The sequence below is a fragment of the Citrobacter sp. BIDMC107 genome (assembly GCF_001037575.1).
In the GTDB taxonomy this organism is placed as follows: Bacteria; Pseudomonadota; Gammaproteobacteria; order Enterobacterales; family Enterobacteriaceae; genus Citrobacter; species Citrobacter freundii.
In genome coordinates this window covers 2,119,657-2,131,580 of sequence record NZ_KQ089848.1, presented here as the reverse complement: position 1 = coordinate 2,131,580, position 11,924 = coordinate 2,119,657, and the positions used below count along the sequence as shown (strand labels likewise).

9 protein-coding genes are annotated in these 11,924 nt (G+C 50.6%); 8 read left to right on the top strand and 1 reads right to left on the bottom strand.

What is annotated here, in order from left to right:
- Positions 1-95 precede the first annotated feature (95 nt).
- The 3 genes from tyrB (at position 96) to SK39_RS09840 (ending at position 2,734) form a co-directional block, all read left to right on the top strand.
- A complete protein-coding gene (gene tyrB / locus SK39_RS09850; protein WP_016149405.1) occupies positions 96-1,289 on the top strand; it encodes an aromatic amino acid transaminase in 1,194 nt (397 codons plus the stop codon).
- Between the two features lie 247 nt (positions 1,290-1,536).
- Positions 1,537-2,250 carry an acid phosphatase AphA gene (aphA, locus tag SK39_RS09845; RefSeq protein WP_003826615.1) on the top strand — a complete coding sequence of 238 codons (714 nt, stop codon included), beginning with the start codon at positions 1,537-1,539 and terminating at the stop codon, positions 2,248-2,250.
- Between the two features lie 127 nt (positions 2,251-2,377).
- Positions 2,378-2,734, top strand: a complete 357-nt coding sequence (locus SK39_RS09840; RefSeq protein ID WP_003031719.1) for an MmcQ/YjbR family DNA-binding protein — start codon at positions 2,378-2,380, stop codon at positions 2,732-2,734.
- A gap of 115 nt (positions 2,735-2,849) precedes the next feature.
- On the opposite strand, the gene uvrA is transcribed toward SK39_RS09840, so the two are convergent.
- Positions 2,850-5,672 (bottom strand): excinuclease ABC subunit UvrA, encoded by a 2,823-nt coding sequence (gene uvrA, locus SK39_RS09835; protein WP_003031720.1) that lies wholly within the window; start codon positions 5,670-5,672, stop codon positions 2,850-2,852.
- A 251-nt stretch (positions 5,673-5,923) separates the two neighbouring features.
- Here uvrA and ssb1 point away from each other — a divergent pair, with 251 nt between their 5' ends.
- The 5 genes from ssb1 to SK39_RS27385 all read left to right on the top strand — a co-directional run bounded on the left by ssb1 (position 5,924) and on the right by SK39_RS27385 (position 11,841).
- On the top strand, positions 5,924-6,448 hold the full coding sequence (gene ssb1 / locus SK39_RS09830; protein ID WP_046671365.1) for a single-stranded DNA-binding protein SSB1: 525 nt from the start codon (positions 5,924-5,926) through the stop codon (positions 6,446-6,448).
- A gap of 158 nt (positions 6,449-6,606) precedes the next feature.
- Positions 6,607-7,854 (top strand): tyrosine-type recombinase/integrase, encoded by a 1,248-nt coding sequence (locus SK39_RS09825; protein WP_048216965.1) that lies wholly within the window; start codon positions 6,607-6,609, stop codon positions 7,852-7,854.
- Positions 7,841-9,403 (top strand): site-specific integrase, encoded by a 1,563-nt coding sequence (locus SK39_RS09820; protein ID WP_048216964.1) that lies wholly within the window; start codon positions 7,841-7,843, stop codon positions 9,401-9,403. Before SK39_RS09825 ends, SK39_RS09820 begins: the two co-directional genes overlap by 14 nt.
- Positions 9,396-11,429: an integrase gene (locus tag SK39_RS09815; RefSeq protein WP_048216963.1), complete on the top strand. Its 2,034-nt coding sequence runs from the start codon at positions 9,396-9,398 to the stop codon at positions 11,427-11,429. The genes SK39_RS09820 and SK39_RS09815 overlap by 8 nt, the downstream gene beginning before the upstream one ends.
- Positions 11,422-11,841 (top strand): hypothetical protein, encoded by a 420-nt coding sequence (locus SK39_RS27385; protein ID WP_048216962.1) that lies wholly within the window; start codon positions 11,422-11,424, stop codon positions 11,839-11,841. Before SK39_RS09815 ends, SK39_RS27385 begins: the two co-directional genes overlap by 8 nt.
- Positions 11,842-11,924 lie beyond the last annotated feature (83 nt).

Here is an 11,924-nt window from a genome sequence, read left to right as displayed (position 1 = left end):
CTTCCGGCAATATTACCCTCAACATCCTCTCGATCTTCTCCCGCTTCCGGTTTATTGTGTTCTTAACCCTTGCCTGTAAACCTGGAGAACCACACGTGTTTCAAAAAGTTGACGCCTACGCCGGCGACCCGATTTTATCGCTCATGGAGCGCTTCAAAGAAGATTCACGTAGCGACAAAGTGAACCTCAGCATCGGCCTGTATTACAACGAAGACGGAATTATTCCTCAGCTTAAAGCGGTGGCGGAAGCGGAAGCTCGACTTAATGCCAAACCGCATGGTGCTTCGCTGTATCTGCCGATGGAAGGTCTGAACACGTATCGTCATACTATTGCGCCGCTGCTGTTTGGCGCAGATCATCCGGTTCTCCAGCAGCAGCGCGTCGCAACTATTCAGACGCTGGGCGGCTCCGGTGCGTTAAAGGTTGGCGCAGACTTCCTGAAACGCTATTTCCCTGATTCTGGCGTATGGGTCAGCGATCCGACCTGGGAAAACCATATCGCGATTTTTGAGGGGGCTGGATTCGAAGTAAGCACTTACCCATGGTATGACGACACGACTAACGGCGTGCGTTTCAACGACCTGCTGGCAACGCTGAATACCTTACCGGCGCGCAGCATCGTGCTGCTGCATCCGTGCTGCCATAACCCGACGGGTGCGGATTTAACGCCTGCGCAGTGGGATAGCGTTATTGAGATCCTGAAAGCACGCGATTTGATTCCGTTCCTGGACATTGCTTACCAGGGTTTCGGTGGTGGAATAGAAGACGACGCCTATGCGATTCGCGCCATTGCCAGCGCCGGATTGCCCGCTCTGGTCAGTAACTCATTCTCGAAGATTTTCTCCTTGTACGGCGAGCGTGTCGGCGGACTGTCTGTAGTATGTGAAGATGGTGATACTGCCAGCCGCGTTCTGGGGCAGCTAAAAGCGACGGTGCGTCGTAACTACTCCAGCCCGCCAAACTTTGGTGCGCAGGTAGTTGCCGCGGTACTGGGTGATGACGCGCTGAAAGCCAGCTGGCTGGCAGAAGTCGAAGAGATGCGTACCCGCATTCTGGCGATGCGTCAGGAGCTGGTTAACGTATTGAATGCAGAGATCCCGGGCCGTAACTTTGACTACCTGTTGCAACAGCGCGGTATGTTCAGCTATACCGGGCTTAGCGCAGCCCAGGTTGATCGCCTGCGCGATGAGTTCGGTGTGTACCTGATCGCCAGCGGTCGCATGTGCGTAGCTGGGTTGAATCACGGTAACGTGCAGCGCGTGGCAAAGGCATTTGCCGCCGTCATGTAACCGGCTTTGAATGTTGCCGGATGGCGGCGAAATGCCTTATCCGGCCTACAAAGGTATATAGATTTTCGTTTGGAGGCCTGATAAGCGTCGTGCCATCAGGCACGTTTTCCTGTGTGATCGTGCTCCTTTTCCAGAGCAAAACCAGAGAAAATCCTTCCTTTCCCTCCCCCTAAGGGGTAAGGTCAGATAGTTTTTTGACCAGTTGTTAATAAAAAAATGATAACTAACTGACTACTTAGGGAAAAATATGCGCAAGTTTACGTTGGCACTGAGTGCCGTTTGTTTATTGTTCACGCTAAATCAGCCAGCCCAGGCACTCGTGTCTTCTCCCTCTCAGCTCAATCCAGGCACCAATGTTGCAAAGCTCGCTGAGCAGGCTCCCATTCACTGGGTCTCCGTGGCACAAATTGAAAACAGCCTGACCGGACGTCCGCCGATGGCGGTCGGGTTTGATATCGATGACACTGTCCTCTTTTCCAGCCCAGGCTTCTGGCGCGGTAAAAAAACGTATTCTCCGGACAGTGAGGATTACCTGAAGAATCCGGCCTTCTGGGAAAAAATGAATAACGGCTGGGACGAGTTCAGTATTCCAAAAGAAGTCGCGCGCCAGCTAATTGATATGCATGTGCGTCGTGGTGACAGCATCTTTTTCGTGACCGGGCGTAGCCAGACGAAGACTGAAACGGTGTCGAAAACGTTGTCTGATAACTTTCACATCCCGGCAGGCAATATGAATCCGGTCATTTTTGCCGGCGATAAGCCGGGCCAGAACACCAAAACGCAGTGGTTACAGGATAAAAATATCCGCATGTTTTACGGTGACTCCGATAATGACATCACTGCCGCTCGCGACGTGGGCATTCGTGGTATTCGCATTTTGCGCGCCTCTAACTCCACTTATAAGCCGCTGCCACAGGCCGGTGCGTTTGGTGAAGAGGTGATCGTCAACTCGGAATATTGAGGACACTGGCTGCGGGTTGCTGTTTTTTTAAACAAATTTACATTGCTGGCTTTTACCTTTTGCGGACTTGCTGCACACTGAATAAATGATGTTCTCATTAGGCAATATGCTGGTAAGGGGAATAAAGATGACGAATTCGGAGTTGCTGCAATACTGCATGGCAAAAATGGGCGCGGAGCAGAGCGTTCACAGTGACTGGAAGGCCACGCAAATCAAAGTCGAAGATGTGCTTTTTGCCATGGTAAAAGAGGTGGAAGAACGCCCGGCGGTGTCTCTGAAAACCAGCCCAGAACTGGCAGAGTTGTTGCGCCAGCAGCATAGCGATGTTCGGCCAAGCAGGCATCTCAATAAGGCGCACTGGAGTACGGTGTATCTGGACGGCTCGCTACCGGATTCACAGATTTATTATCTGGTTGACGCCTCTTATCAGCAGGCTGTGAACACGCTGCCTGCTGATAAACGGCGGATACTGACGCAGCCCTGAACGGTCTTGTTAAGCGTAGCGCCATCAGGTACAACCGTTGCCTGATGCGGCGCAAGCGCCTTATCAGGCCTACAAGCTTTACGCCTGTTCTGTGGGCCTGATAAGTGTTGCGTAATTACAACAGTGGTTTGAGGAAACGTGCCGTGTGTGAGGCTTCACACTCAGCGACTGTTTCTGGTGTGCCGGAGACAAGAATTTCGCCGCCGCCGCTGCCACCTTCCGGACCGAGATCGACAATCCAGTCAGCGGTCTTAATCACGTCCAGATTGTGCTCAATCACCACGATGGTGTTGCCCTGATCCCGGAGCTGATGCAGCACGTCCAACAGTTGCTGAATATCCGCAAAATGCAGACCGGTGGTCGGCTCATCGAGAATATACAGCGTTTGCCCGGTACCGCGTTTTGACAGTTCGCGCGCCAGCTTCACGCGCTGCGCCTCGCCGCCCGAGAGTGTGGTAGCGGACTGACCCAGTCGGATGTACGTCAGGCCAACGTCCATTAGTGTTTGCAGCTTACGCGCCAGCGCCGGAACGGCATCGAAGAACTCGCGTGCTTCTTCAATCGTCATATCCAACACTTCGTGGATAGTCTTGCCTTTGTACTTAATTTCCAGCGTTTCGCGGTTATAGCGTTTGCCTTTACATTGATCGCACGGCACGTAGATATCCGGCAGGAAGTGCATTTCGACTTTGATCACGCCGTCGCCCTGACAGGCTTCACAGCGTCCGCCGCGGACGTTAAAGCTGAAACGCCCCGGGGTGTAACCGCGTGCACGTGACTCCGGCACGCCGGCAAACAGTTCGCGCACTGGCGTAAACACGCCGGTGTAAGTTGCCGGGTTAGAACGCGGCGTACGGCCAATCGGGCTTTGGTCAATGTCGATCACTTTGTCGAAATGTTCCAGGCCCTGAACGTCGCGATACGGCGCAGGTTCAGCCAGCGTCGCACCGTTCAGCGCCGTCTGCGCAATCGGGAACAGCGTATCGTTAATCAGCGTCGATTTACCCGAACCGGAAACCCCGGTAATGCAGGTAAATAAACCTACCGGCAGCGTCAGGGTGACATCTTTCAGGTTGTTGCCGCGTGCGCCGGTGAGCTTCAGCACTTTCTCTGGGTCAGCCGCAACGCGCTGTTTAGGCACTTCAATCTTGCGCTTACCGCTCATGTACTGGCCGGTCAGCGACTCAGGCACTGCCATGATGTCGTCGAGCGTCCCTTCGGCGACGACCTGACCACCGTGAACACCCGCGCCGGGGCCGATATCGATAACGTGGTCAGCGGCGCGAATCGCATCTTCATCGTGCTCGACTACAATGACGGTATTACCCAGATTACGCAGGTGGATAAGCGTACCCAGCAGACGCTCGTTATCGCGCTGATGCAAACCGATAGACGGTTCATCCAGCACGTACATTACACCGACCAGACCCGCGCCGATCTGGCTTGCCAGACGAATACGCTGGGCCTCACCGCCGGATAGCGTTTCCGCCGACCGCGATAGCGTCAGGTAGTTGAGGCCGACGTTGACCAGGAACTTCAGACGATCGCCAATCTCTTTAAGAATTTTCTCGGCAATCTTCGCCCGCTGACCCGCAAGCTTCAGATTGTTGAAGAAATCCATTGCATGACCGATGCTCATGTCAGAAATTGCAGGCAGCGGCGTATTTTCAACAAATACGTGGCGGGCCTCGCGACGTAAACGCGTCCCTTCACAACTGGCGCACGGTCGGTTACTGATGAATTTGGCTAATTCTTCGCGTACCGCACTGGATTCCGTCTCTTTATAACGACGCTCCATATTGTGCAGCACACCTTCAAACGGGTGACGACGTACGGACGTATCGCCGCGATCGTTCATGTATTTGAATTCGATATTTTCTTTACCCGAACCGTACAGCACCACTTTATGCACGGTAGGGCTCAGGCTGGCCCATGGGGCTTCAACGTCGAATTTATAGTGTTCAGCCAGAGACTTAAGCATCTGGAAATAATAGAAGTTACGGCGATCCCAACCACGAATAGCACCACCGGCCAGCGACAGTTCCGGGTTTTGAATCACCCGGTCAGGATCGAAATACTGCTGTACGCCGAGACCGTCACAGGTTGGACACGCGCCCGCTGGGTTGTTAAACGAGAACAGCCGAGGTTCCAGTTCGCGCATGCTATAGCCGCAGATAGGGCAGGCGAAGTTAGCGGAGAACAGAAGCTCTTCCGCTTTCGGGTCGTCCATATCGGCGACCACCGCCGTACCACCGGACAGTTCCAGCGCGGTTTCAAAGGATTCAGCCAGTCGTTGGGTGAGATCGTCACGAACTTTAAAGCGGTCAATCACCACTTCAATAGTGTGTTTCTTTTGCAGCTCAAGCTTGGGCGGATCGGAAAGGTCACACACTTCGCCGTCGATACGGGCGCGGATATAGCCCTGGCCCGCCAGGTTTTCCAGCGTTTTGGTGTGCTCGCCTTTACGCTCCTTAATTACCGGTGCCAGCAGCATCAGACGTTTGCCTTCCGGCTGGGACAGGACGTTGTCCACCATCTGGCTAACGGTCTGCGCTGCCAGGGGAACGTCGTGATCCGGACAGCGCGGCTCGCCAACGCGGGCAAACAGCAGACGCAGATAGTCGTGAATTTCGGTAATTGTACCTACCGTGGATCGCGGGTTATGGGACGTCGATTTTTGTTCAATTGAGATGGCAGGAGAGAGCCCCTCAATGTGGTCGACGTCCGGTTTTTCCATCAGCGACAGAAATTGACGCGCGTACGCGGAAAGGGATTCAACGTAACGACGCTGCCCTTCGGCATATAAGGTGTCGAAAGCGAGCGAAGATTTGCCTGAGCCCGAAAGCCCGGTGACGACAATCAGCTTGTCGCGCGGGATGACGAGGTTGATGTTTTTGAGATTATGGGTGCGGGCGCCCCGAACTTCGATCTTATCCATTCATCTTTCCCGGATTAAACGCTTTTTTGCCTGGCTGCATGGTGCTACCGGCGATCACAAACGGTTAATTATGACACAACCTGACCTGAATGGATATACAGTATTGGAATGCAAAACGCATGTTCCTGTGCAACAATGTCTGGCGGGGGTTGTTTACTGGAATCAACTTCGCAACGTAGTAAAAGCGCTATTGGAAATGCTACAATCCCGCGCTTACACTTATTCAGTAACGTTTTTCAGGAGACACGATCATGGCCAGCAGAGGCGTAAACAAGGTGATTCTCGTCGGTAATCTGGGCCAGGACCCGGAAGTACGCTATATGCCGAATGGTGGCGCAGTTGCCAACATTACGCTGGCTACTTCCGAATCCTGGCGTGATAAAGCGACCGGTGAAATGAAAGAGCAGACTGAATGGCACCGCGTTGTGCTGTTTGGCAAACTGGCGGAAGTGGCCAGTGAATATCTGCGTAAAGGTTCCCAGGTCTATATCGAAGGTCAGCTGCGTACCCGCAAATGGACCGATCAGTCCGGCGTAGAAAAGTACACCACTGAAGTTGTTGTTAACGTTGGCGGCACCATGCAAATGCTGGGCGGTCGTCAGGGCGGTGGTGCTCCGGCAGGTGGTGGCCAGCAGCAGGGTGGTTGGGGTCAGCCTCAGCAGCCGCAGGGCGGCAATCAGTTCAGCGGCGGCGGGCAGTCTCGTCCGCAGCAGTCCGCTCCGGCAGCGCCGTCTAACGAACCGCCGATGGATTTCGACGACGATATTCCGTTCTAGAGTTGACCTGAGAGTTATTTGTAAAGAATAAATACACAGCCCCCTGTTAATTCAGGGGTTTTTTATTTATTGAGCTTGGAAAATCGTCAAGCATTAATTGACAATCTTTGGTGCATCGTTCACCTTGCAATTATGTAAAGTTTGTTGGTTGTGTGCGCATGAAGAAACTCTACGGGGTTACAAAATTTGTTATGGATAGTGGTGAGCGCTACTGCATGGTGGTGGATCGTTCTTCTGGCCTTCCCCTGTATTACCCCACTCTGTTTCTAACAACTCAAATCCGCAATAGAGGGGATGCTTTTTCAACGATGTTGGCGGCGGCTAGCAACCTTGTTATGTTGTTAAGCTTTGTAGAGAGTCGAGACATTGACCTTGAGCAGCGGTTTTTGACCAAGGACTTCTTCAGACCACATGAGCTGGACGATCTGCGAGATTTTGCTCAGTGCAAACAAGGAAAGAGGCCATTAATAGCGTCCTCTACCCCTTGGTTGGCAGATGTGATGACCGATACCGTTGATAACGGGACACAGCATTCCCGGCTGACAACGTTTGCCAACTATTTACACTGGTATGCGATGCATATCTTAAAGACGGCAGAACTGGAAGTTGTCGAACAGATCAATGCTATGGCGCAGCAAATAAAGACGCGCCGACCGTCTAAAAAGCACAGAAGCAGTGAGTTGCAAGACAGGTCATTGAGTGATGTTCAATTGGATTCGCTATTTGAAGTCATCCAGCCTGGATCGGAGTCAAATCCTTTCTCAATAGATGTGCAGCGCCGGAATCGGCTGATGATCTTGCTTCTGTTTTATCTTGGTATTCGAGGTGGTGAATTATTGAATATCAGAATACAGGATGTTGATTTTAGTACTAACAGGATCCGTATCGTTAGGCGAGCAGATGAGCGGGTTGACTCTAGAACCAATCAGCCTAATGCTAAAACCAGAGAACGGCTCTTACCGTTGGCTGAATCCTTAGTTCAAGAACTGCATAGTTATATCATTCAAGACCGCCGGAAAGTCCGAAATGCGAAGAAAAATGACTACCTGTTTGTGACTTACAAGCCAGGGCCAACTGTGGGAAATCCTATCTCCAAAGGGGGATACCACAAAATTTTTTCTGTGGTCAGGACTGTATCACCGCAGTTGTATGCAGCGACAGGGCACTCGCTCCGTCACACCTGGAATCGCAAGTTTTCAGAAAGAATGGATGCCATGGATGAGCAAGTCAGCGAGGAACGCCAAGAACAACTCCGTTCGTATTTAATGGGCTGGAGGGATGGCTCAGGAACCGCAGCGACTTACAACAAACGCTTCATTCGGCAAAAAGGTTTTGAGGCCGCTCTGGCATTACAAGAAGGTAGCGGCACCCGCTTGCCAGAGGACATGAAGAATGATGACGAATAACTCCTTATCTGCATTAGCATCCGAGCAAATCCGTGCTAGCGCCAATGGCTACTCTTTTCTGCTGTATGACACATCGTGGACATTGGATAGAAATATCACTATTAACCTTGCTGATATTCACTATTACTTGCCAGATGGGTCGCTAGATGGCTGCCTGCGGACACTGGCGTTTTATGCTTCCAATCGTTCTTCTTCTCATACAAAAAATATTTTTGAACGGTTTCAGCACATGCTGCGAAAGACTGGCGCGAGAGAAATTACTGATATTGTATTGATTAATTATCGGTCGATGCTGTCGCCTGCAACAGAATGGTATCTGGCAACTATCCGTGGCTTTCTTCGATCCTGGCACGAACTGGGCTATCCCGGCATCAGTAAGGAGGTGATCCGATTGCTAGATGGCTGGACGCTAAAGGGTAATCGTAAGGGGGATGCGGTTAAGCGCATGGATCCTCGAGAGGGGCCTCTGACGGATAATGAGCTGACAGCAGTTAATGAGGGGGCTATTCGGGCTTATGAAAAGAGCTTAATTACGATAGCTGAGTTGGCTATGACACTTTGTATCAGTCATACGGGACGTCGTCCCATCCAAATATCGTTACTTCGTGTGGTCGATGTCCTTTGTGGCAAAAATGGTAAAGGAGAACCCTTCTATGTGTTGAATGTGCCGCGAGCTAAACAGCGCAGCAGCACTTTCCGAACAAACTTCAAGCCCTTCGCGATATCACTTGAACTATGGGCTATCCTGAATGCTCAGGCAAGGAATGCAATTGCACTGGTTGAGAAGCGTCTGGGGTTTGAATTGCAGGAAGATGATCGGCAGCAAATTCCTCTGTTTCCGGATCTTAATGTGTTAGCTGCCGTCCAATCTCCTTATGAATTCCGCCAACTGCTTGCTACCGACAAACTCCACATCCCCGCAGCAGAGATAACTTACACACTTCAGTACATCGTAGAAAAGTCCGATATCCGGTCGGAACGAACCGGTGAGCTATTGCATATCAATGCTCGTCGTTTTCGTTATACCACGGGCACACGAGCTGCCCGGGAAGGCTTTGGCGAGTTGGTGATTGCGGAACTGCTTGACCATACGGACACCCAAAACGCAGGCGTTTACATTAAGAATATCCCCGAACATGTGAAAAAGCTTGATGAGGCGGTTGGCTTCCAGTTGGCACCATACGCTCAGGCCTTTGTCGGGGTACTTGTCGATTCAGAGAGGGACGCGCATCGAGGTAACGATCCTACCAGTCGTATTCGGACCGAGATGGGCCAGGGTGTTGGTACTTGTGGAGAACATGGCTTTTGTGGTGCCAATATTCCTATTCCTTGCTACACCTGCATGCATTTCCAGCCTTGGCTGGATGGCCCACATGAGGAGGTCTATGAGGGTCTGCTCAACGAGCGTGAACGGGTGAAAGAGATAACTGGCGACATACAGATTGCTGCCGTACTTGATCGCAGCATTATCGCTGTGGCAGATGTGATCATACGTTGTGTAAAACGTCGCGAAGAGCTTAGTCCACAGGGGGAAATAACCAATGGCTGAGCTTTTCCTGTTCAAGCCAAAGGCTACACTGGCAGCAGCAGAAAACCTTGAAGCATTCATATCCAAGTGCCGAGATCAATTGACTGTATTCGGTTCTGATCTAAATTGGGAAGATGCTGTTTGGCCAAACATAACTGTGTTTTCCAAGTTAGGTATTATTACGCGAAAGCCCATGCAGGGAGAGGTACAAAACCCTGAGTTCATTGATTTCGCCAAAGCCTATTTCCGTTACCAGCAGGGGCATCATCCCACGGGGACAAAGAATGAAAGTAAGGCTCTCCGTTCGGTCGAAGCGGCTTTGCTTCAAGTAAACGGGAACGCAAATATTGATGGCATATCGATTTCTGTCCTGGACGAAGCAGCTGAATTGGCAAGGCAGCACTACTCCGATGGTTCAGCATATCATTGCGGCCGTGAGATTGAGCGGCTGGCTAAGTTTTTAACTGAAAACCAGCTTGTATCAAGTGCTATGCAAAATTGGGTCAATCCAATTAAGCGTGTAGAGGACAAGAACAAAACAGGCCGAGAGGCGAAGAAAAATAGGGAAGAGAAACTTCCGAGTGATATTGCTCTTAATGCGTTGGCGGAAATTTTTGCCAATGACCCAATTCATGAGCGAGACATATTTACAACATCGGTTTTTGCCATGTTGATGTCAGCACCTTCACGCATTACTGAAGTGTTAGCTCTGCCTGTGGATTGCGAGGTGTGTGAAACGGATCGTGAAGGGATAGAACGCTATGGCTGGCGTTTTTTCTCAGGAAAAGGCTACGAGGGCGATATCAAATGGATACCAACGGTGATGGTCTCAGTTGCTAAAACAGCCATCGCCAGAGCGAAAAAGTTGTCAGAGGATGCCCGTCAGCTGGCCAAGTGGATTGAGAAACACCCGAATAAGTTTTACCGACATGCTAGCTGCCCCGATATCGCTGATGATGAGCCATTGACGATGGAGCAGGCTTGTATGGCGCTAGGTTTCGCACATGACTCAAAAAAGACGTGTAGGTCGTCTCTTGGTAATCGACGTTTAGCTAAAGAAGATTATGTACATACGTTAAACAGCCTGTGGCAGCATACTATGGCGCGTTTGCCTGTTGACTTTCCGTGGTTTGATAAAGACAAGGAAATTAAGTACAGCAATGCCTTGTTTGCACTAAATGCTAATCAGCTCCACGGAAACCGAGGATGCCTACCGGTTGAATTACATAAGCCAACCAATAACTTCTGCAACAATGATCTGGTGCCTCGTGAGGCTCTGGATGGAAAACATGCCAGCATCTTTGATCGCCATGGTTATCGTGCTGAAAACGGAGAACGGGTTAAAATGACCTCGCATCAGGCACGGCACCTGCTCAACACCATTGCCCAGCGCGGCGGACTGTCAAACCTGGAAATTGCCAAGTGGTCAGGGCGGGCCGATGTTAAGCAGAATCGAACTTACAACCACATGACCGAATACGAGCTGGTTGGTATGGCTGAACGCCTAGACCCCACAAAAGCGCTATTTGGGCCTGTCGGCGAGGTGGCAAAGCATTTGCCCGTGACTATGCAGGAATTCAATACATTAGAGCATTCCTCAGTCCATGTGACGGAGTATGGCTACTGTGTACATGACTACACCATGAGCCCCTGTGAGAAGTTCCGAGATTGCGTCAATTGTATTGAGCAGGTTTGTATCAAGGGCGATGATACAGAAAAATTAGATCGAATTAAAAGACGGCTGGTGAAGTCGGAACGATTGTTTTCGCTTGCCGAAACGGCTGTGGCAAGCGGCGAGATGGGGGCTGATCGCTGGTATCAGTACCACAAGAAAACCGTCACCAGACTTCGGGAGTTAGTCGCTATTTTAGAAGAGCCAGATATTGAAAATGGTGCGCAGATTAAGCTTCGGGGCAATGATTTCAGTCAGCTTCGGCGTGTTGCAGAAAAGAAGTCCATTGAGTCCATTGAGCAGAAAGGAAAAGCAAGCGAAGAAGCTGTGATGTTAGATGATTTGACAACTTTTCTAGGAGGTGGTTTTGGCTAAACATCTGAATAATAGAGATATTGATTCCATCGTGAACCTAATTCGAGGATGGCAAGAACCAAAATTGTCTTGGTTAGCAATCTGTGAGGCGGCAGAGCCATTGGTAGGAAAGTTACCATCAAGGCAATCCCTTAATGCACATGAGGCAATAGTGACTGCCTATCAAACAAAAAAAGAGGCGCTGAAAGGCAGGGGCCGCAAAAATCCGCGCCCAGCTAGTTTGAATATTGCAGCCGCCAGGATTGTGAATCTTGGAAGTGAAATCGAAGAGCTTAAAGAAGAAAACCGGAGGTACAAACAGCAGTTTGTAATCTGGCAATACAATGCATACAAACATGGAATGACAGAACATCAACTTAATGCATCGTTGACAAAGATTGACCGTGAGCGTACTGACGGAGAAAAAAGATAGTTATTGAGTTTGTAGTGGCCATAATTAGTTGACTACTACAACCGGACGATATTTAAAAGTGAGTCGTTCTATTTACAGTGCTA